Source organism: Nesterenkonia halobia (assembly GCF_039536005.1).
Taxonomy (GTDB): Bacteria; Actinomycetota; Actinomycetes; order Actinomycetales; family Micrococcaceae; genus Nesterenkonia; species Nesterenkonia halobia.
The window spans coordinates 72,278-92,082 of the sequence record NZ_BAAAYG010000009.1 but is presented as its reverse complement, the minus strand read 5'-3'; the positions used below and the strand labels follow the sequence as shown (position 1 = coordinate 92,082).

At 71.4% G+C, this 19,805-nt stretch carries 17 protein-coding genes; 11 read left to right on the top strand and 6 right to left on the bottom strand.

All coding sequences use genetic code 11. The annotated features are described in order from the left end of the window. Window positions 1-9 precede the first annotated feature (9 nt). Window positions 10-795: a methyltransferase domain-containing protein gene (locus tag ABD652_RS10985; protein WP_344721256.1), complete on the bottom strand. Its 786-nt coding sequence runs from the start codon at window positions 793-795 to the stop codon at window positions 10-12. Window positions 796-932: 137 nt separating this feature from the next. Between ABD652_RS10985 and ABD652_RS10980 the strand changes: the two genes are divergently transcribed. Further along, a complete protein-coding gene (locus ABD652_RS10980) occupies window positions 933-2,345 on the top strand; it encodes a hypothetical protein (RefSeq protein ID WP_344721254.1) in 1,413 nt (470 codons plus the stop codon). A gap of 89 nt (window positions 2,346-2,434) precedes the next feature. Here ABD652_RS10980 and ABD652_RS10975 read toward each other — a convergent pair whose 3' ends face one another. Both ABD652_RS10975 and ABD652_RS10970 read right to left on the bottom strand, forming a co-directional pair. Then, window positions 2,435-3,397 carry a DMT family transporter gene (locus ABD652_RS10975; protein ID WP_344721252.1) on the bottom strand — a complete coding sequence of 321 codons (963 nt, stop codon included), beginning with the start codon at window positions 3,395-3,397 and terminating at the stop codon, window positions 2,435-2,437. 122 nt (window positions 3,398-3,519) lie between these two features. Beyond that, window positions 3,520-3,906, bottom strand: a complete 387-nt coding sequence (locus ABD652_RS10970) for a metal-sensitive transcriptional regulator (RefSeq protein WP_344721250.1) — start codon at window positions 3,904-3,906, stop codon at window positions 3,520-3,522. A gap of 146 nt (window positions 3,907-4,052) precedes the next feature. Between ABD652_RS10970 and ABD652_RS10965 the strand changes: the two genes are divergently transcribed. The 3 genes from ABD652_RS10965 (at window position 4,053) to ABD652_RS10955 (ending at window position 7,886) form a co-directional block, all read left to right on the top strand. Next, on the top strand, window positions 4,053-4,274 hold the full coding sequence (locus ABD652_RS10965) for a heavy-metal-associated domain-containing protein (protein WP_344721248.1): 222 nt from the start codon (window positions 4,053-4,055) through the stop codon (window positions 4,272-4,274). Window positions 4,275-4,369: 95 nt separating this feature from the next. Beyond that, on the top strand, window positions 4,370-6,601 hold the full coding sequence (locus ABD652_RS10960) for a heavy metal translocating P-type ATPase (protein ID WP_344721357.1): 2,232 nt from the start codon (window positions 4,370-4,372) through the stop codon (window positions 6,599-6,601). Between the two features lie 211 nt (window positions 6,602-6,812). Further along, window positions 6,813-7,886 carry a siderophore-interacting protein gene (locus tag ABD652_RS10955; RefSeq protein WP_344721246.1) on the top strand — a complete coding sequence of 358 codons (1,074 nt, stop codon included), beginning with the start codon at window positions 6,813-6,815 and terminating at the stop codon, window positions 7,884-7,886. A gap of 117 nt (window positions 7,887-8,003) precedes the next feature. Here ABD652_RS10955 and ABD652_RS10950 read toward each other — a convergent pair whose 3' ends face one another. After that, window positions 8,004-9,233: a metal-dependent hydrolase family protein gene (locus ABD652_RS10950; RefSeq protein WP_344721243.1), complete on the bottom strand. Its 1,230-nt coding sequence runs from the start codon at window positions 9,231-9,233 to the stop codon at window positions 8,004-8,006. A gap of 84 nt (window positions 9,234-9,317) precedes the next feature. On the opposite strand from ABD652_RS10950, the gene ABD652_RS10945 reads away from it, so the two are divergent. The 5 genes from ABD652_RS10945 (at window position 9,318) to ABD652_RS10925 (ending at window position 15,951) form a co-directional block, all read left to right on the top strand. Next, window positions 9,318-10,169: a MurR/RpiR family transcriptional regulator gene (locus ABD652_RS10945; RefSeq protein WP_344721240.1), complete on the top strand. Its 852-nt coding sequence runs from the start codon at window positions 9,318-9,320 to the stop codon at window positions 10,167-10,169. 132 nt (window positions 10,170-10,301) lie between these two features. Continuing rightward, window positions 10,302-11,744 (top strand): sodium:solute symporter family protein, encoded by a 1,443-nt coding sequence (locus ABD652_RS10940; protein ID WP_344721238.1) that lies wholly within the window; start codon window positions 10,302-10,304, stop codon window positions 11,742-11,744. 58 nt (window positions 11,745-11,802) lie between these two features. Continuing rightward, on the top strand, window positions 11,803-13,173 hold the full coding sequence (rlmN, locus tag ABD652_RS10935; RefSeq protein ID WP_344721236.1) for a 23S rRNA (adenine(2503)-C(2))-methyltransferase RlmN: 1,371 nt from the start codon (window positions 11,803-11,805) through the stop codon (window positions 13,171-13,173). 51 nt (window positions 13,174-13,224) lie between these two features. After that, window positions 13,225-14,682, top strand: coding sequence for an aldehyde dehydrogenase family protein (locus ABD652_RS10930; RefSeq protein ID WP_344721234.1), 1,458 nt, complete (start codon window positions 13,225-13,227; stop codon window positions 14,680-14,682). Between the two features lie 99 nt (window positions 14,683-14,781). Beyond that, the gene (locus ABD652_RS10925) at window positions 14,782-15,951 is read left to right on the top strand and encodes a pyridoxal phosphate-dependent aminotransferase (protein WP_344721232.1); all 1,170 of its coding nucleotides are present in this window, start codon (window positions 14,782-14,784) and stop codon (window positions 15,949-15,951) included. A gap of 126 nt (window positions 15,952-16,077) precedes the next feature. Here ABD652_RS10925 and erm read toward each other — a convergent pair whose 3' ends face one another. Together erm and ABD652_RS10915 are read right to left on the bottom strand one after the other, a co-directional pair. Next, window positions 16,078-16,842: a 23S ribosomal RNA methyltransferase Erm gene (gene erm / locus ABD652_RS10920; protein WP_344721230.1), complete on the bottom strand. Its 765-nt coding sequence runs from the start codon at window positions 16,840-16,842 to the stop codon at window positions 16,078-16,080. A 247-nt stretch (window positions 16,843-17,089) separates the two neighbouring features. Further along, on the bottom strand, window positions 17,090-17,890 hold the full coding sequence (locus ABD652_RS10915; protein WP_344721228.1) for a TetR/AcrR family transcriptional regulator: 801 nt from the start codon (window positions 17,888-17,890) through the stop codon (window positions 17,090-17,092). 75 nt (window positions 17,891-17,965) lie between these two features. Between ABD652_RS10915 and ABD652_RS10910 the strand changes: the two genes are divergently transcribed. Both ABD652_RS10910 and ABD652_RS10905 read left to right on the top strand, forming a co-directional pair. Next, on the top strand, window positions 17,966-18,895 hold the full coding sequence (locus ABD652_RS10910; protein ID WP_344721226.1) for an ABC transporter ATP-binding protein: 930 nt from the start codon (window positions 17,966-17,968) through the stop codon (window positions 18,893-18,895). After that, window positions 18,892-19,788, top strand: a complete 897-nt coding sequence (locus ABD652_RS10905) for an ABC transporter permease (protein WP_344721224.1) — start codon at window positions 18,892-18,894, stop codon at window positions 19,786-19,788. The genes ABD652_RS10910 and ABD652_RS10905 overlap by 4 nt, the downstream gene beginning before the upstream one ends. Window positions 19,789-19,805 lie beyond the last annotated feature (17 nt).

The following is a 19,805-nucleotide window of genomic DNA, read 5'->3' as shown; positions in this document are numbered from 1 at the left end:
CCGCCCGGGTCACTCCTGCGGGCGGCGGGCGATGAGGAACAGTCGGCGGAACGGCAGGATCGTGCCCAGCGCCGTCTTCGGGTAGGCCTCGCGCAGCGCGGCCTTGTACTCGGCGACGAACGCGGAGAGCTCCGGCTCCGGCAGCGCCTGCAGCACCGGCCGCGCCGCGGCCGAGGAGATCCACTCGAAGACCGGGTCCTCGCCGGTCAGCACGTGGTGGTACCGGGTCTCCCAGCCCTCGATCTGCCAGCCGGGCCGGGCGACGTCGAGCATGTAGTCGGCCACCTCTGCCGTCGGCTGCAGCAGCGATCCGGCGTCGACGTGGGCCGCGTAGGGCTCACGCCCGGCGAGCTCGGCGAGCAGCCGGTGGCTGGGGGCTCCGAAGTTGCCCGGCACCTGCACGGCGAGCGTGCCGCCGGGGGCGACGAGGTCCATCAGGCGCGGCAGCAGGGCGCGATGGTCGGGCAGCCACTGCAGGGCGGCGTTGGAGACCACGAGGTCGGCCGGCTCGTCGAGGGTGATCTCGCGGATGTCGGAGCGCCGGTAGCTGATCCGGTCGTCGTCGGTGGCCTCGCGGGCGCGGTCGAGCATCTCGGCGCTGGAGTCGACGCCGGTGATCCGCGCATGCGGCCACATGCCGCGCAGCACCGGCATCCCGTTGCCGGGGCCGCATCCGAGGTCGAGGATCGAGGTCGCCTGCGGCGCGCGCACGCGCTGCAGCAGATCGATGAACGGCTGGGTCCGCTCCGAGGCGTAGGTCAGATAGGCCCCGGGGTTCCACTGGGTGCTGGGCATGTCCGCCAGTCTATGGAGCCGCCGGGGTCCAGCGGCGGCCCGCGGACACAAAGCGACACCTGGGCGGCTCGGCTCTTCGTCGACGGGTGATTGAGAATGATTTGCAACACGCCTCGGGATTGGTGAGAATGGTTCGCATGAAACGACATCACTCCGCCTCCCTGTCCCTGCTGCTCGTCTCCGCCGTCGCCCTCGCCGGGTGTGCCGACGGGTCCGCCGGTGCGTCCGACGACGAGCCGGAGGGTTCGTCCTCCGCCTCCGAGGCCGTCGACCCTGCCGAGCGCGAGGCGCAGGAGGCCGCCGGCCCGACGACGCGCCTGGCGGTGACCCACGACGGCGGCGTCGCCGTGCTCGACGGCGCCACGCTGGAGACGCTCGGCGACTTCGACGCCGAGGGATTCCTGCGGGTGAACCCGGCCGGCGACGGACGTCATGTCTTCCTCACCGAGGGCGGCGGCTTCCGCCTGTTGGACGCCGGCACCTGGGGCGAGCCGCACGGTTCGCACAATCACTACTACACGACCGACCCGGTGCTCACCGATGTCACCGTCGACGGCGACCACCCCGGGCACGCGGTGCCCCACCACGGCACCGGCGCGCTCTTCTTCGACGGCACCGGGGACATCCGCACCTACGACCTCGCCGACCTGTCGACGCTGGCAGAGGAGGGCTACGCCGAGGAGCTGCCCACTGAGGCCGCCGAGACCGCCGAGGCCCACCACGGCGTCGCCGTCGTGCTCGAGGACGGCTCGCGGCTGGAGACCCTCGGCGACGAGGAGCAGCGCAGCGGCGCCCACGTGGTCGACGCCGACGGCGAGGAGATCGCCCGCAGCGAGGACTGCCCGGGGGTGCACGGCGAGGCCGCGCTCTCCGACGGCACCATCGCAGTGGGCTGCGAGGACGGCGTCCTGCTCTACGACGGCGAGAGCTTCACCAAGATCGACGCCGAGCCGGACTACGCGCGCAGCGGCAACCTCTTCCCGGCCGAGGACTCGCCGGTGCTGCTGGGCGACTACAACACCGACGAGGACGCCGAGGAGCCGATGACCGAGATCGCGCTGATCGACTCCGAGTCCGAGGAGATCACCCGTGCCGACGTCGGGGCCGCCTACAACTTCCGCTCGCTGGCGCGGGGCCCCGAGGGGGAGGCGCTGGTGCTCGCCGAGGACGGGGTGCTGCACACCTTCGACGAGGAGACCGGCGAGGAGCTCGAGACGCTGGAGATCATGGACTCCTGGACCGAGCCGGACGAGTGGCAGGAGCCGCGGCCGGCGATCCGCGTCGTCGACGACATCGCCTACATCACCGAGCCCGACGCCGAGCAGATCCACATGGTCGACCTGGCCGCCGGCGAGGTCCTCAACACTGTCGACGTCGGCTTCACCCCGAACGAGATCACCGCCGCCGACGGCGAGGTGGTCGAGGGCGTCTCTGCGGAGAGCGACGCCGAGCACGGCGAGGCTAGAGACGAGGGTGGCGACGAGAAAGGTGCCGAGGAGGACGGCGACTCGCACGAGCATGAGGAGGGCGGCGACTCCCACGATCACTGAGCCGACGGCTCAGCACTGACCCGGGCGGTCCGGCTCCGGGGCGAGACCTCGGGGCCGGGCCGTCGTCGTGTCACGTCCTCACCGGGATGTCACGTCTCGGTCCGGGCGTGACGACCGGGTCCGGACGTGACATCCGGATCGGCGCCGGCCGCCCGGCGTCGGGCGTGCCGGTGCGAGGCCTGCGCGGCCCACCAGGCCCCGCCGATGATCGCCGCGCAGCCGAGCAGCTGGGCCGGCGTCGGCGTCTCGCGCAGCAGCACGGCGCTGAGCGCCAGCGCGAAGACGCCGGGCAGGAGCAGCAGCGTGCTCGTCGTCGTCTCCGAGACCCCGGTCATGCCGACGTTGAGGCACCAGAAGACCACCACCTGGCCGAGCAGCGCGAGGGCGAGCAGCTGCCCCCAGGCCAGCGGCTCGGCGGGGATCTCGAAGCCGCCGGTGACCAGGCTCGCCGTCGCCGCCGCCAGCCCGGCGGCCAGGCAGACCAGCCCCAGCACGGTGAACGAGGCCGGCCGCGTCGTCGCCGGGGCGGTGCGGCGGATCACGGCCAGATAGACCGCATAGGCGGTGCCGGCCGCCAGCCCGGCGAACACCCCGCCGAGGCGCAGCTGCGCGAGGTCGACGTCGAGCACGCCGGCGGTCAGTGCGACGCCGGCCAGCATCAGCGGGATGATCAGCGCCAGCTGGCGCATCGGCCGGGTGCCCTCAGAGAGCCAGGCGATCAGCGGCAGCATCACCAGCTGGATGTTCAGCAGCACAGTGGCGATGCCCGGGCCGACGGCGCCGATCGAGGTGTTCCAGAAGCTGTAGTCGACCCCCAGCGCCAGCCCGGCCAGCAGCGCGCCGACGACGGTCCGGCGGGGCAGCGAGGCGCGTCGGTCGACGCGGCGCAGCTCCCAGAGGATCATCGGCAGCAGCATCGGCACCGCCAGCAGGCATCGCAGGGCGGCGATCACGATCGGGTCGGCGGCGATCGAGGAGATCAGCAGCGAGGTGCCGCCGAGGGCGGCGGTGCCACCGACGAGCAGCAGCGTGCCGCGCAGGGGTGTGACCATGGCGCCAGTCTAGGAGCTGCCAGACCCGTCGCGGGGGCGGGAAGGTGTCGACGTCGGCCGCGCGCCTGGCAGGTCGGATTCCGCGGCCCGTCTCGGAACTTCACGGGGCGGGGCTGCGTGCGTCAGGACTTCACGAGCCGGCGGATCGCGGCCTGGGCCTCCTGCAGCTTCTCCTCGGCCTCGTCGCCGCCGTTCTGCACGGCATGGGCCACGCAGTGCTTCAGGTGGTCGTCCAGCAGGGCGAGCCCCACGTTCTCCAGCGCGGAGGTCATCGCGCTGATCTGGGTGAGGATGTCGATGCAGTAGGTGTCGTCCTCGATCATCCGGTGGATGCCGCGCGCCTGCCCCTCGATGCGGCGCACGCGCGAGAGGTACTTCTCCTTCTCGGACATGTATCCGTGCCCGGCGGGCTCCTCGGGGGAGTGCTCGTCGTGCGGGCGGTCAGGGTGCTCGGCCTGGGCGATGACCTGGTCTGCAGGGTGCACCAGGTCGGTCTCCGGGGTCGTCATGGGATCTCCTCGTCTCGGCTCGACTGTGCTCCACGATACCCGACAGGGGTATACATGTGTACCCCTCAGGGGTATATTGGCGATGAGACGAGACGGCGGTCCGGTGATCCCGGCCGCCGCCGACGCCCCGAATCCAGGAGGTTCCCATGTCCGCCGTCCAGAGCTACACCGTCGCCGGCATGTCCTGCGGCCACTGCGAGTCCGCCGTCCGCGAGGAGGTCGAAGCGCTCGAGGGCGTGACCGTCGAGTCGGTCAGCGCCTCCGAAGGCGTGCTGCGGATCAGCATCGACGACGCCGCCGCAGTCTCCGACGAGGCCGTCGTCGCCGCCGTGGACGAGGCCGGCTACCAGGCGGCCCGCGCGGCATGACGACGCATCCGGAGCAGACCCGGTCCGCGGAGCGCGACCCCGCCGATCCCGCCGATCTCGAGCCCGTCGAGTCCGTCGAGCTCGAGATCGGCGGGATGACCTGCGCCTCCTGCGCGAGCCGCATCGAGAAGAAGCTCAACCGCCTCGAGGGCGTCACCGCCTCGGTCAACTACGCCACCGAGAAGGCCCGCGTCGAGGCGGCGTCCCCCGACGGCCGGGAGACGCTCGTCGAACGTCTCGTCGCCACGGTGGAGAAGACCGGGTATCAGGCCGAGCCGTCGGCCCCGCCGGCGCAGGATGAGACCGGCGACGGCGCCGAGGCCCGCACCGACCGCGAGCTGCGCGGACTGCGTCGCCGGCTCGTCGTCGCCGCGGCGCTCACCGTGCCGATCGTCGCCTGGGCGATGGTGCCGGCGCTGCAGTACGACTACTGGGGCTGGGCCTCGCTGGTCCTCAGCCTGCCCGTGGTCGGCTGGGCCGGCTGGCCGTTCCACCGCGCCGCGGCGGTCAACGCCCGGCACGGCGCGGCCACGATGGACACGCTCATCTCGCTGGGCACGCTGGCGGCCTTCGGCTGGTCGCTCTACGCGCTGGTCCTCGGCTCCGCCGGCGAGGCCTCGATGCGCCACGCCTTCACCTTCTTCCCCGCCGAGTCGGAGGCGACCTCGGCGGTCTACTTCGAGGTCGCCTCCGCCGTGACCACCTTCCTGCTGCTCGGCCGCTGGTTCGAGAAGCGCTCCAAGCGCCGCGCGGGCTCGGCGCTGCGCGACCTGCTGCAGATGGGGGCGAAGGAGGTCGCCGTGCTGCGCGGCGACGAGGAGGTCCGTCTCCCCGTCGAGCAGCTGGCCGTCGGCGACCGCTTCGTGGTCCGCCCGGGGGAGAAGGTCGCCGTCGACGGCGTCGTCGTCGCCGGGGTCTCCGGAGTGGACATGTCCATGCTCACCGGCGAATCGCTGCCGGTGGACGTCTCGCCCGGCAGTCTGGTCTCCGGAGCGACGGTCAACACCTCCGGGCGGCTGGTCGTCCGAGCCACGCGCGTCGGCGCCGACACGCAGCTGGCGCAGATGGCCCGTCTCGTCGAGCAGGCCCAGTCCGGCAAGGCCGAGGTGCAGCGGCTCGCCGACCGCATCGCCGGGGTCTTCGTGCCGGTGGTGCTCGCCGTCGCCGTGCTGACCCTGGGCGCCTGGCTGCTCATCGGCGCGTCGCCGGAGGAGGCCTTCACCGCCGCAGTGGCGGTGCTGATCATCGCCTGCCCCTGCGCGCTGGGTCTGGCCACCCCCACTGCCCTGCTGGTGGGCACCGGCCGCGGCGCCCAGCTGGGCATCCTCATCCGCGGGCCCGAGGTGCTCGAGGCCTCGCGCGGCATCGACGCCGTCGTGCTGGACAAGACCGGCACCGTCACCGCCGGCACGATGGGCCTGACCGCGGTCCACTCCGCCCATGACGAGCTCGGCGAGCGGGAGCTGCTCCGGCTGGCCGGCGCCTTGGAATCCGGCTCCGAGCACCCCATCGCCCGGGCGGTGACGGCGGCCGCCGCCGATGCGCTCGGCACCCGGATCGGCGCGCTGCCGGCGGTGGAGGACTTCGCCAACCACGAGGGGCGCGGGGTGACCGGCCTCGTGGAGTCCCGGGCGGTCGCCGTCGGCCGCCGGGCCTTCCTGGCCGAGCGGCAGGTCGGCGTCCCGGAGGACGTCGAGGCGATGCTGGCCGACGTCGAGTCCCGCGGTCGCACGGCGGTGCTGGTCGCCGTCGACGGCGCCTTCGCCGGCGTGCTGATCCTCGCCGACGCGGTGAAGGACCACTCGGCGGCCGCCGTCGCCGAGCTGCGCGCGCTCGGACTTGCCCCGACGCTGCTCACCGGCGACAACGCCGGCACCGCCCGGCGGGTCGCAGAGGAGGTCGGCGTCGACGACGTCGTCGCCGAGGCGCTGCCCGAGGACAAGGTCTCCGCCGTCGCCGCGCTGCAGCGGCAGGGCCGGACGGTGGCGATGGTCGGCGACGGGGTCAACGACGCCGCCGCCCTGGCCCAGGCGGATCTGGGGATGGCGATGGGCACCGGCACCGACGTCGCCATCGACGCCGCCGACATCACCCTGATGCGCGGGGATCTGCGCAGCGTCGCCGACGCGGTGCGGCTGTCGCGGCGGACGCTGAGCACCATCCGGTCCAACCTCTTCTGGGCCTTCCTCTACAACACGGTGGCGATCCCGCTGGCCGCCCTCGGGCTGCTCAATCCGATGCTCGCCGGAGCGGCGATGGTGCTCTCCTCGCTGTCCGTGGTGGCCAACAGCCTGCGGCTGCGCCGGTTCCGGGCCCATTCGGACTGAGCCGCCCCGGGCGGCGGCGAGGCCATCGCCCGGATTTAGATGATTGCGCCATGTCCTAAATGGAGCTAGTTTGGTGAGGCGTCCCTGACCCGGCCGGGTGAGACCGGTGTTGCGGTTCGGGGCGCCTCGCCGCGGCGGATCCGCCGTCGCGGCCTCCGGCGAGCACGCCGCACAGGTCGGACCGGCCGCACTGTGCGGGGGAAAGGGCCCGATGAGCGCACAGCCTGTCGAGGAGACGACCCGCGAGGAGTCCGCACGGCCCGACGCCGAGCGGCGGTTGCAGGCGGTGCCCGAGGCCCGCACCGGCCGTCGCACCCGGGCCGACGCCGCCCGCCCCGCCGCGCGTCCGGCCTACACCGCCTTCGACACCACCGTCTCGGCCGTGCAGGTGCTCAGCCCGCACTTCGTGCGCGTCACGCTGGCCGACGAGTCGCTGGTGCACTTCGGCACCGGCGGGCTCGACCAGCGCATCAAGCTCTTCCTGCCGCGCGCCGACGGCAGCTTCCCCGACGTCGGGCTCTTCGCCGAGCCGGCGCCGTCGATGATGGAGTGGTACACCCGCTGGCGCGAGCTCGACGAGGGCGAGCGCAACCCCATCCGCACCTACACCGTCCGCGCGATCCGTCCCGAGGCGCGTGAGATCGACGTCGACTTCGTCTGCCACGGCACCGAGGGGCCGGCCTCGGCCTGGGCGAGCGAGGTCGCCGTCGGCGACCCGCTGATCGTCATCGGCCCCGACGGCCGCTCCGAGGAGCCCGGCGGCGGCATCGAGTGGAACCCCGGCACGGCGCAGGACGTGCTGCTGGCCGGCGACGAGACGGCCGTCCCGGCGATCTGCGCGATCCTCGAGCAGCTGCCCGCCGGCATCCACGGCGAGGCCCACCTGGAGGTGCCCAGCAGCGACGACGCGCTGGAGGTGGCCGCCCGCTGCGGCGTGCAGGTGCACTGGCACGGCCGCGACGGCGCCGAGCCCGGCGAGCTGCTCGCCGCCGCCGTGCAGGACTGGGGCCGTCGCCGGACCGAGATCTTCGCCGAGCGCGCCGCGGCGTGCCGCCCGGCCCGCGACGCCGTCGGCGCGCCGGAGACCGGCGAGCTGCCGACCGTCGACGACGACGCGGTGCTCTGGGAGGTCGCCGAGCCCGAGGGCTTCCGCGAGTACGCCTGGCTGGCCGGCGAAGCCGGAGTCATCACCGCGATGCGGCGGCACCTGGTCAAGGACGTCGGGATGAGCCGCAAGCAGGTCTCCTTCATGGGCTACTGGAAGCGCGGCCGCGCCAGCGCCTGAGCCGCTGAGGTTCGTCCGCGCGACGCGCCCGGTCCAGCGCGCTTCGACAGCGGCAGGCTCGTCGACGCGGCGTGCCCGGGCCGCGTCGCTCCATGCGCGCCGTTCCGCACGCAGTGGTCACACGGCCAGCAGGCCTCCCCGGCTGATGATGTGCCGGATCGAGGAATCCGGTTCGCTGAGTGTGGAGACGTCTTCGAGCGGATTCGAGTCGAGGAGCAGCAAGTCGGCGTGTGCGCCCTCGGAAATCGTGCCCAGCTCTCCTTCAGCTTGGAGCAGGCGCGCAGCAGTCGTCGTCGCGGAGCGCAGGACGGCGCCCGGGGACTGGACCCGTGCACGGATGGCGAATTCATGACTCTGCCAGCTGCGCATGTCCCCCAGCAGGTCCGAGCCGTAGACGATGTTGACTCCGCCCTCGTCGGCCAGTCTCAATGCTTCCAGGCCGGCGTGCAGCACGTCTTCGACCTTCTTCTGGCTCTCGGCCTGGAGCCCGTTGGCGGCGCCGTCGACATGGAGCCTCTCGTAGGTCACCAGCGTCGGAACGAGGAATGCATCGTGCTCGCGCAGCAGGCGGACGCTCTCCTGGTCGAGGAGGTTGCCGTGCTCGATGGATCGCACGCCCAGACGGAGTCCGCGATTGATCGCGCGGGCAGTGTATGCGTGACCGAGTGCGTAACGGTTGGCGGCTTCAGCTTCTTCGACGGCAGCTAGGATCTCGTCGTCGGAGAACTGTGTCGAGTCGACGCGGTCGGTCGGGGACGCGACGCCGCCGGAGAGCATCAGCTTGATGTGATGCGCCCCGGTGCGCAGCTGATTGCGGGCGGCTCTGCGCACCTCGGAGGCCCCGTCGCATACGACGCCCAGATGAGGGCAGCATTGATGATGATCCATCACAGCCGTGCCCGGCGCGCGCATATCGGCGTGGCCGCCCGTCTGGGAGAGTGCTTTTCCTCCGTAGAACAGGCGCGGAGTCGTGATGAGGCCCTCCTCGGAGGCCCTGGCGAGCCCGAAGTCAGCACCTCCGGCGTCGCGCATCGACGTGAACCCACGTCGGAGAGCATCCTGCATGGAGTTGATGGCGGTGGCTGTGATGTACGAAGGAGGCGTCTCGCCGAGCCGTCCGAGATCGGCGGTGTCTGCCAGGACATGGACATGTCCGTCTATGAGGCCTGGGCATGCGATGCCTCCCTCGGCGTCGAGCACCGCGTCGCGGTCCGCGGGGGCTTCTCCGCCGATGCCGACGATGCGATCGTGGGAGATCCGGATGGTGGTGGGCTCCGAGAGGGTCTCGGTTTCAGGGTCCAGGATGCGAGTATTCGTGATGGTGCGGATTGAGCGGTCGAGTCGCATGGAAGAGCCTTTCGATCGTCCGGGACGGATCGCCCCGCATGGCCTGTCCGATCAACGTAGCCGCATGCAAAGGGACTTGCAAGAATGGGTGAGACTGTCATCTCCTGGATCGACCGGCTGGTCACCGGTCGTAGCCCGTCGCCGGCGACGGAGCGCGTCGTCGCGGAGCTCCGAGCGGCCCCTGATCAGTGCGCTTTTCGGACGGCACAGCAGGTTGCCGACGTCGTGGGCGTCAATGTCGCCACTGTCACGCGCACTGCGCAGTTCCTCGGCTTCTCGGGATGGCCGGCCTTCGTCCTGGACTATCGGGGGCAGTACCTGGCGACGTTGACTGCTGACCGGATGCTCAGCAGCTCCGGGAGGCAGGACGACGCGGTGCGAGGTGCCGGGTCCGTGCTGAGAGATATGCGCGCCCTGGGTGCGCTGGCCGAGGTGTTGGATGAGCGGAGCATCGATCGGGGGGCCGAGCTGATCCGGACGGCCAGACGCGGCGTCGTGCTCGCGACGGGCAGCTTCGCCGGCCCCGCTACCCAGCTGTCCCATGGAGCTCAGCTGCTCGGCTGCGATCTCATGCTGCACGTCGGGGCGGCGTCCTCCCAGATGACCGCCGTCCGATCGCTCGGGCCGGGCGACGTCGTCGTGTCGTTCAACATTTGGAAGACGGCCGAGGTCGTAAATCAGCTTGCCCTGCTCGCCGCCGACCGCGGTGCGGCTCTGATCGTCGTCGGTGACCGTACGACGCCGGTGACGCAGCGAGCCGATGTGTCGATCACCGTCCCCAGCGAGTCGGCTGGTTCACTCCCGTCGACGGTGCCGGCGGTCTCGGTGGTGCAGGCGCTGCTGGCGGGGGTGGCCGACAGCGATCGAGCGACCGCCGAAGCGTCGTTGCGAGAGGTGGAAGCGTTGTGGCGGAGCATGGGAATCGTCGCCGACTGACCGGATCATCGATCTCCGTGCCATGCTCACCGCTCCGAGCGCAGGGCATGCAAGGTAATTTGCATGCAAGCGTGATGGCGACCACTATTGATGTGTCGCGCATCACCGTTCTGCCCGAGGAGTGTCCGGATCGTGGTCAACATCGCTGTGCTCATCGCTTACCTGATCATGATGATCGCCATCGCTGGATGGCTCGGCAGACGCTCTCGGATGAAGAGCGGCACAGATTTCGTGCTGGCCGGGCAGTCGTTGCCAGCGTGGGTGCTCGCCGGCACGATGCTCACCACTTTCGTGGGATCGGGGTCGATCATCGGGGGAGCGAGCTTCGTATTTCAGAACGGGCCGCTGCCAGGAGTGTTCTTCTTCCTGGGGTCGTTGGTCGGCGCTCTGGTCTTGGGGAGCCTCGCGGCGAAAGTACGCCGAAAGTCCTTCCACACCGTGCCACAGCTGCTGCGCACGCGATTCGGCCCGGCAACTGGTGTGATCGGCACGGTGATCGTGATCGTCGCCTTCATGGGGATCGCCGCGACCCAGTTCACGGGAGCCGGCTACATCTTCAGTCTCATCACGCCGTTGAGTGAGGCCCAGGGGGCCGTCGTCGCCGTCCTGCTGATCACCTTTCTCGCTCTGGCCGGCGGACTCAAGTCTGTGGCCTGGACCGATTTCCTCTCTGCAATCACCATCGTCATCGGGCTCGGTCTCGCCCTGGGGTGGGTCTTCGTGGAGGACGTCGGAGGCGTCGGCGGGTATGTGGACCAGCTCGACCCGGCCCTCAGCACGATGACAGGCCCTCTGGGACCCGTACAGATCCTTGGATACTTCCTCCCGCTGTTCCTGCTGTGTCTGGGCGACCAGAACATGCACCAGAGGCTCTCGGCGGCGAAGACCCCTGCGACGGCGCGGCGTGCGTGCTACCTGTTCTTCCTCGGCGGGCTGCTGATGATCGTGCCCATCATTCTTCTCGCGTCGTCGGCCACCATCGTGAATCCGGGGTCTGCCCCGGATATGGCCGTGCTCGGGCTGGCGGCCGGTGACTTCACCCCGGGCATCGTCGGGGCAGTGATTCTGGTGGCGGCGCTCGCGCTCATCATCACCACTGGCTCGTCCTACCTGCTGACCTGCTCCGGCAACATTGTCTATGACTTGGTCCAGCGGGCGCGGCGGGGTCGGCCCGACGACGGGCCGCGACAGCAGATCGTCACCGCTCGCGTGTCGGTCGTGGCCATTGCGATCTGCGCTTACATCCTGGTGCAGTTCTTCCCCACGCTGTTGGATCTCCAGCTGTATGCCTACACCATGTACGGAGCGGCGGTGACGCCGGTGGTGCTGGCGGCGCTGTTCTGGAAGAGAGTGAGCGCGGCCGGTGCCGTCGCGTCCATGGTGACCGGCGGCGTGGCGACTGTGTCTTGGGAGATCTTCGGCGGGGGAGTGAATTCCGCGCTCGTCGCATTCCCGCTCGCGCTGCTCGCTCTCGTCATCGGCTCGCTGTGCACAGTGCCCGCTCGACCTGTCGAGGATGCCTCAGCGGCCGAGCGTGACGAGCCCTCGGAGGTGCCCGTCGGGGAAAGAGCCTGACCTGCCCTCGGTCGGTGAGCTTGTCGGGCCGTTCCGATGGCATGGGAGACTAGCCTGGATGGCTACGTCAAAGAACTCCTCCACCCGTGACGGCGACGCGTCGCGTCCCCAGGTCCGCCCGAAGGCGGAGGGCTGGGAGCAGCCCGTCGACGCCGAGGGGCGGCCGAAGCTGCAGTTCGCCCAGTCCAAGAAGGCCAAGCAGCCGCCGCAGCACCTGGCCGACCTCACCATGGAGGAGCGGGTGGCCAAGGCCCAGGAGATGGGCCTGCCCGGCTTCCGCGCCAAGCAGCTCTCGGTGCACTACTTCCGGCACTACACCGCCGACCCGGAGCAGATGACCGATCTGCCCGCCGAGACCCGCGAGCAGCTGGTGAGCGAGTTCCTGCCGCCGCTGCTCACCGAGGTCCGCCGGCTGACCACCGACGACGGCGCCACGATCAAGTTCCTCTGGCGGCTCTTCGACGGCGCGATGGTCGAGTCGGTGCTGATGCGCTATAAGAACCGCATCACGCTGTGCGTCTCCTCGCAGTGCGGCTGCGGGATGAACTGCCCCTTCTGCGCCACCGGGCAGAACGGGCTGACGCGCAACATGTCCGCCGCCGAGATCGTCGACCAGATCGTGCAGGCGAACCGGGCGATCGCCGCCGGCGAGCTGGACGCGCCGACGGCGGCCGAGGTCGCCGAGGAGGCCGACCACGCCGGACTCGGCGAGGAGACCGCCTTCGCCGACGAGACGGCGTCCGAGGCCGACGGCGACTCCGAGATCAGCGCCGTCAAACAGGGCCAGGCGGGCGCATCCTCCGACGGGTCGACGTCGGCGACCGGCCCGCAGCGGGTCTCGAACATCGTCTTCATGGGCATGGGCGAGCCGCTGGCCAACTACAAGCGCGTGATGAACGCCGTGCGCCGCATGGTCGGCCCGGCGCCCGAGGGGCTGGGGATGAGCGCCCGCGGTATCACGATCTCCACCGTCGGGCTGGTCCCGGCGATCCGCAAGCTCGCCGACGAGAACCTGCCGATCACCTTCGCGCTGAGCCTGCACGCCCCCGACGACGAGCTGCGCGACGACATGATCCCGGTGAACTCGCGGTGGAAGGCCGACGAGGCCATCGACGCCGCCCGCTACTACTACGAGACCACCGGTCGCCGGGTGTCCATCGAGTACGCGCTCATCAAGGATATGAACGACCATCCCTGGCGCGCCGAGCTGCTGGCCGAGAAGCTCAACGCCCGCGGCCGCGGCTGGGTCCACGTGAACCCGATCCCGCTGAACCCCACTCCGGGATCCATCTGGACGTCGTCGGAGCCGGAGGTCATGCGGGCGTTCGTGAACCGGCTCGAGGAGCTGGGCGTGCCCACCACGCTGCGCGACACCCGCGGCAAGGAGATCGACGGCGCCTGCGGTCAGCTGGCCGCCGCCGAGGACTGAGAGCCGGGCTCCCCGCGGCGCCTGCGGTCGAGCTCGACGGAGGAGGAGACTATGGGACTGTTGGACGCCGCCGTCTGGTCATCGTCGATCCACCGTGGGAGCTGGACGCCCGGCGGCGGAGGCACGCATGACGTCGTCGCCCCCGCCAGCGGCGAGCAGCTGGGCACTGTGGGGATGGCCTCCGCCGAGGATGCGACCGCCGCAGCCGCTGACGCTCGCGCCGCACAGGGCGAGTGGGCCGCTCGGACCCCGGGGGAGTGGGCCGCCGTGCTGCGCACCGCCGGGCTGCTCCTCGAGGAGCACGCCGCCGAGATCCAGGACTGGATCATCCGGGAGAGCGGTGCGATCCGTCCGAAGGCCGAGCTGGAGACCCGGGTGGGCGCCGACGAATGCTTCGACGCCGCGGCCCTGCCGCATCTGCCGCAGGGCGAGGTGCTGGCCACCGAGGACCAGCGCTGGTCCTTCGCCCGGCGCCGCCCCGCCGGCGTGGTCTCCGTGATCGCCCCGTTCAACTTCCCGCTGATCCTCTCGATCCGTGCGGTCGCCCCCGCGCTGGCCCTGGGCAACACAGTGCTGCTCAAGCCGGATCCGCGGACTGCGGTCAGCGGCGGCGTGGTGCTCATGCGGCTCTTCGAGAAGGCCGGGGTCCCGCCGGGCGTGCTGCAGCTGCTGCCCGGCGGTGCCGACGTCGGAGCCGCCGTCGTCGAGGCCCCGGAGGTCGACGTCGTCGCCTTCACCGGCTCCACCGCCGCCGGCCGTCGCATCGGCGAGACGTGCGGACGGCTGCTCAAGCGCGCCCACCTGGAGCTCGGCGGCAACAACGCGATGATCGTGCTCCCCGGCGCCGACGTGCAGGCGGCGGCCTCCGCCGCGGCCTTCGGCTCCTACCTGCATCAGGGGCAGATCTGCATGACCACCGGCCGGCACCTGGTCCATGAGTCGCTGCACGACGAGTACGTCGCCGCGCTGGCCGAGCGCGCGCGGAATCTGCCGGTGGGGGACCCGGCCAGCCAGGACGTCGCGCTCGGGCCGATCATCGACGCCGGCCAGCGCGAGCACGTCGTCTCCGTGATCGACGACGCCGTGGCCGGCGGCGCCGAGCTGGTGGCCGGCGGCGACGTCGAGGGCCCCTGCATCCGACCGGCCGTGCTCACCGGGGTCGGCCGAGAGAACCGCGCCTGGCGCGAGGAGATCTTCGGACCGGTCGCTCCGGTGGCGAGCTTCTCCACGATCGACGAGGCCGTCGAGCTCGCCGCCGACACCGAGTACGGGCTCTCGCTGAGCGTGCTCGGCGACGTCGGCGCCGCGATGCAGGTCGCCGACCGCGTGCCCTCGGGGAAGGTCCACATCAACGAGCAGACCGTCGTCGACGAGTCCAACGCGCCTTTCGGCGGCGTGGGAGACTCCGGCAACGGCTCGCGGATCGGCGGAGCCACGGCGAACCTCGAGGCCTTCACCGAGGTGCAGTGGCTGACGATGCGCTCGGAGATCGCGTCCTACCCGTTCTGAGGGCTGCTCTGAGGGGAGTGCTCTGAGGGCTGCTCTGAATGCGGTTCCGGGGGCGCTCTCCCGAGGCGGCGCGACCGGGCGGCCGATAGGCTGGCGGGCATGGAACCCTCCCAGCGTTCGCAGGTGCCCGGCTTCGAGGTGATGTCCGTGCTGGCGCGCATCGACGCGATGCGCGCCGCCGGCCGCGACGTCGTCTCGCTGACCGCCGGCGAGCCCGGCTCCGGCGCCCCGCCGGCCGTCCACCGCGCCGCCGAGGCCGTCCACGCCGAGCAGACGGTGCTGAACTACTCCGCCGCGCTGGGCGTGCGGCCGCTGCGCGAGGCGATCGCCGCCCACTGCGCCGCCTGGTACGGCGCCGCCGTCGATCCCGGACGCGTCGCGGTGACCACCGGCTCCTCGGGCGCCTTCCTGCTGAGCTTCCTGGCCGCCTTCGACGTCGGCGACCGCGTCGCGCTGGCCCGTCCGGGCTATCCGGCCTACCGCAACATCCTCACCAGCCTCGGCGTCGAGGTCGTGGACCTGGACTGCGGGCCGGCGGAGCGCTTCCAGCCGACCGTCGCCCAGCTCGAGGCCGCCCATGCCGAGGCGCCGCTGGCCGGACTGATCCTGGCCTCGCCGGCGAACCCCACCGGCACGATGATCCCGCGCGAGGAGCTCCTTGCTCTTGCAGGATGGTGCCGGGAGCATGCAGTGCAGCTGGTCAGCGACGAGATCTACCACGGCATCAGCTTCGGCGAGCAGGCGGTCAGCGCGCTGGAGGTCACCGACGAGGCCGTCGTGGTCTCCTCGTTCTCCAAGTACTGGGGCATGCCCGGCTGGCGGCTGGGCTGGGCGGTGCTGCCCGAGCATCTGATCGATCCCGTCTCGCGGCTGGCCGGCAATGTCACGCTGTGCCCGCCGCACGGCTCGCAGCTGGCCGCCGTCGAAGCCTTCGGCGCGGAATCGATGGCCTTCGCCGCCGCGCAGGTCGACCACTACGCCGCCGCGCGGCAGCAGGTGCTGGACCGGCTGGACGAGCTGGGCTGGGGCGAGGTCGCCCCGGCCGACGGCGCCTTCTACGTCTACGCGCATCTCGGCGAGCAGCTCGAGGTCTTCGGCGACTCGCCCACGTACTGCCGGGAGCTGCTGGAGCAGGCCGGCGTCGCCGTCGTGCCCGGCACCGACTTCGACCCGGTCGGCGGCCACGAATGGGTGCGGCTCTCGCTGGCGCCGGGCCCGCAGACGGTGGCGCAGGGTCTGGACCGCATCGCGGCTTTCCGGCAGGGCTGAGCCGCCGGCGAGAGCCCCGACCAGCGCACCGATCGGGGGATCTCTCGGGGTGTGCGGCGCGATGTCGGCGCAGCACCCCGAGGAATCCCCCGTTCGACGGGTGATGGGACGTTCGGCGCGCGATCCTCAGCGCATCGCGCGCCACAGCCCGGCCCACTGCTGCGGCGTCAGGCGCGTCGGCAGCGCGTCCCGCCGCACGCCGACTGCTCCCAGCAGCGGGCCGACGGCATGCCGTGACTGCCCCAGCCGACGCTGCAGGATCTGGCCGAGGCCGCGGCCGGACCCGGTGAACACCGCATGTGCGAAGGACTGGTAGGGCTTCCGCTCATGCCAGTCCACCAGCGGCGTGCCGCGCCGCCGGACGGTGAGGATCCCGCCGTCGACGCTCGGCCGGGGACGATACGCCGCGGCGGGGACGCGTCCGGCGAGGTCGAAGGCGTAGAACGGGGCCCACTGGGCGGTCATCAGCGAGGACCCGCCGACGCCGGCGCGACGGCGCGCGACCTCCCACTGGGTGATCAGCACCGCCTCGCTCCAGACGGCGTCGTGGAGCAGACGGCGCAGGATCGCCGTGGTCAGGTGGAAGGGGAGATTGCCGACGACGACGTGCGGGTCGGCCGGCAGGGGCCGGCGCAGCGCGTCGTCCTCGACCACCCGGGTCCCGCGCCCCGCCCGGGCGCGGAGTCTGCGGGCGGTCGGTGCGTGGATCTCGACGGCGGTCAGCGGGCGGCCGAGTCGCTGCATCGGCAGAGTCAGCGCGCCGTCGCCGGCGCCGATCTCCAGGATCGGACCCTGAGTGCGGGCGACCAGGTCGACCACTGAACGGATCGTCCGCGGGTCGGTGAGGAAGTTCTGGCCGTGCTCATGCCGGCCATGGGCATAGGTGTGCAAGGGAAGACCTCCGGGAGGATGGAACCACCCGGGCAGCACGAGGTGCCGCCCAGCTCGACAGTCAGCTGGATGCGGCGGGGGCAGCAGGCGCGACGCGACGCAGAGCGGTCACGTCGGCAGACCGGAGGCGGTCAGCTGCGCATCGCCGCGCGGCCCGTGCGGGGACGGGCCGCGGCGATGGTCTGGATGGCGTGCTGGATACCCATGGAGCTGAGTGTATCGCGGTCGGGGCCGGAGGGTCTCGTCGTCAGCGGTCCTCGGCGCGGGCCGCGAGCCCGTCGAGCAGCAGATCCAGTCCGAAGGTGTACTCCTCGTCGACGTCTTCGGCCGGCGGGGGGACAGCGCCGTCCGCGCCGGCGTCGTCGGCTCCTCCGTCGGCATCGCGGGAGGGACCCCCGAGCGGGACGTAGTGACCGCGGGCCATCAGAGCCCGCAGGTGGGGGTGCCGTTCGGCGGTGACGACCTCGCCCAGCATCTCCGCTCCCTCGGCGGTGATCGCCAGGGTGCCGGCGTCGTTCAGCGACAGCTCCAGCTCCACCATGCCGGCTGCGTGCTGAGAGATGACCATGATGGTCCCCAGCTTCTCCGCGTCGTCGAGCGCCAGGTCGCGCATCGCCGCCAGCGCGACGTCGACGGTGCGCATCGTGTTCGGCATCAGCACCGACGTCTGGTCGCGGGGGATCGACAGGGCCCAGGGGTGGGCCCGGTAAGCGTCGCGGATCAGTCCGGCCCACTGGTGCAGGGCGGTCCGCCAGTCCTCGTCCAGGCGGACCGTCTCCGGCACGGTGAGCGCGGCGTCCTGCATGAGCCGCAGAAGCTCATCCTTGGACGAGACGTAGCGGTAGAGGGACATGGTCGTGAAGCCCAGAGACTTCGCCACCGCCTGCATGGTGACCGCCGGCAGGCCGTCGGCGTCGGCGATCTCGACGGCGGCGGCGACGATGCGCTCGTGGCTCAGCCCGCGGCTCGGTCCGCGCTGCGGCACCTCCTGCATGCCCCAGGCGATGGCGACGGCGCGCGGCAGTCCGGTCTCTGTGCTCTCTGCCATGCTTCCATCCTCCCACTGTCGACATCTCCTCGATGGATTGTGTACTAGATAAACAGTGTGTGTCATACTCTGTGTATGTCTTACGCAGATGAGCGGCTCGTCGAGATCTCAGGCCTCTCGAAGAGCTTCGCCTCGCAGCCGGTCCTGCGGGACCTGGACCTGAGCCTGCCGCCCGGGGTGCATGCGCTCCTCGGGCCGAACGGAACCGGCAAGACCACGCTGGTGAGCATCCTGTCCACGCTCCTCCGACCCGACGCCGGCCGCGTCCGGGTGCTCGGCCTCGACCCCGTGCGGGACCGCCGGAGACTGCAGTCGATGATCACGCTGACCGGACAGCACGCCGCGCTCGACGGCCAGCTCACCGGCATCGAGAATCTGGAGATGCTCGGAGGGCTCTTCGGGCTCGAGCGCGCGACCACGCGACGTCGGGCCGCGGAGCTGATCGAGCGCTTCGACCTCGGCTCGGCGGCCCGCCGACGCGCGGCGACCTATTCCGGCGGGATGCGGCGCAAGCTCGATCTCGCCGCCAGTCTGATCGCCGATCCGCGGCTGATCCTCCTCGACGAGCCGACGACGGGTCTGGACACGCGCAGTCGCCAGGCGCTCTGGGAGGAGATCAGAGCGCTGGCCGCGGCCGGAACCTCGGTCCTGCTGACCACGCAGTACCTGGACGAGGCGGACGTGCTCGCCGACAGGATCGTGGTGCTGCACGGCGGCAGGATCGTCGCCGGCGGCACCGCCGCCGAGCTCAAGGAGCGTGTCGGCGGCTCGACGATCGAGCTGCATGACGCGGCCGGCCGGCTCGTCGAAGAGATCCCCACCCGCGGCGACGCCGCCGACGTAGCCCGTCAGCTCGCCGACGTCGCCGAGGTCTCCCCGCAGGCATCGGTGCTCGTCCGGCGCCCGAGCCTCGACGAGGTGTTCCTGACGCTCACCGGAGGGCCCGCCCGCGACGACCGGCACCAGGACCCGAATCAGGATCGGAATCAGGAGGTGCTGGCATGACCCGCACGGAGCCCGCCGCGGCATCCGCCGACGCACCCGACGGCGCTGGGCCGCGTCCGCCGCAGAACACCGCACCGACCTCCACCGCCGTCCGCCCGGACCCCGGCCGTCCCGGAGGAGCAGGGCTGATCTCCGCGCTGGGCATCGTCAGCCGACGGAGCCTGCGACACGCCTCGCGCGACGTCGAGTCGATGCTCATGGCCGTGCTGCTCCCCGTGATGCTGATGCTGATCTTCGTCTTCGTCATGGGAGAGGCGATGGCCGTCGGCGAGTCCGCCGGGCGCGAGGAGTATCTGGCCTATGTGCTGCCGGCCATCGCCCTGACCACGGCGGGGTTCGGGGCCTCCCACACTGCCGTCGTCGTCAGCAATGATCTGACCACTGGGCTCATGGACCGGCTGCGCACCATGCCCTTCCCAGCGGTGACCGTGCTGCTGGGACACGTCGTCTCCTCGATGGCGCGGAATCTGACGGCCACCGCCGTGGTCCTCGGCCTCGCGGCGCTCCTGGGCTTCCGCCCCGCGGCCGACCTGCCGCAGCTGGCGGCCGCCCTGGGGCTCATCGCGCTGTGGATCCTCGCGGTCACCTGCGTGTTCACCCTCATCGGGCTGCTGGCCGGATCGGCCGAGGCCGCCGGCGGCTACGGCTTCATCCTGCTCTTCCTGCCCTACATCTCCTCGGGCTTCGCGCCGGTGGAGACGATGCCGGACTGGTTGCAGGGATTCGCCGCCCATCAGCCGATGACGCCGATCATCGATGCCGCCCGGGCGCTGCTCGCCGGCGACGCGGCCGGATCCGCCGGCTGGATCGGCGGGCTGTGGTGCGTGGGCATCATCGTGGCGGCCGTCGGGCTGACCACGGTGGTCTTCCCGCGCCGGGCCGGTCGCGGCTGAGCCGAGTCCGGGACGCG

Coding starts and splice junctions, on each gene's coding strand:
- ABD652_RS10925 (WP_344721232.1), top strand. CDS start 14,782: ATGGAACCCTCCCAGCGTTCGCAGGTGCCCGGCTTCGAGGTGATGTCC.
- rlmN (WP_344721236.1), top strand. CDS start 11,803: ATGGCTACGTCAAAGAACTCCTCCACCCGTGACGGCGACGCGTCGCGT.
- ABD652_RS10975 (WP_344721252.1), bottom strand. CDS start 3,397: ATGGTCACACCCCTGCGCGGCACGCTGCTGCTCGTCGGTGGCACCGCC.
- ABD652_RS10965 (WP_344721248.1), top strand. CDS start 4,053: ATGTCCGCCGTCCAGAGCTACACCGTCGCCGGCATGTCCTGCGGCCAC.
- ABD652_RS10930 (WP_344721234.1), top strand. CDS start 13,225: ATGGGACTGTTGGACGCCGCCGTCTGGTCATCGTCGATCCACCGTGGG.
- ABD652_RS10905 (WP_344721224.1), top strand. CDS start 18,892: ATGACCCGCACGGAGCCCGCCGCGGCATCCGCCGACGCACCCGACGGC.
- ABD652_RS10980 (WP_344721254.1), top strand. CDS start 933: ATGAAACGACATCACTCCGCCTCCCTGTCCCTGCTGCTCGTCTCCGCC.
- ABD652_RS10960 (WP_344721357.1), top strand. CDS start 4,370: ATGACCTGCGCCTCCTGCGCGAGCCGCATCGAGAAGAAGCTCAACCGC.
- ABD652_RS10985 (WP_344721256.1), bottom strand. CDS start 795: ATGCCCAGCACCCAGTGGAACCCCGGGGCCTATCTGACCTACGCCTCG.
- ABD652_RS10910 (WP_344721226.1), top strand. CDS start 17,966: ATGTCTTACGCAGATGAGCGGCTCGTCGAGATCTCAGGCCTCTCGAAG.
- ABD652_RS10970 (WP_344721250.1), bottom strand. CDS start 3,906: ATGACGACCCCGGAGACCGACCTGGTGCACCCTGCAGACCAGGTCATC.
- ABD652_RS10945 (WP_344721240.1), top strand. CDS start 9,318: ATGGGTGAGACTGTCATCTCCTGGATCGACCGGCTGGTCACCGGTCGT.
- ABD652_RS10950 (WP_344721243.1), bottom strand. CDS start 9,233: ATGCGACTCGACCGCTCAATCCGCACCATCACGAATACTCGCATCCTG.
- ABD652_RS10915 (WP_344721228.1), bottom strand. CDS start 17,890: ATGGCAGAGAGCACAGAGACCGGACTGCCGCGCGCCGTCGCCATCGCC.
- ABD652_RS10955 (WP_344721246.1), top strand. CDS start 6,813: ATGAGCGCACAGCCTGTCGAGGAGACGACCCGCGAGGAGTCCGCACGG.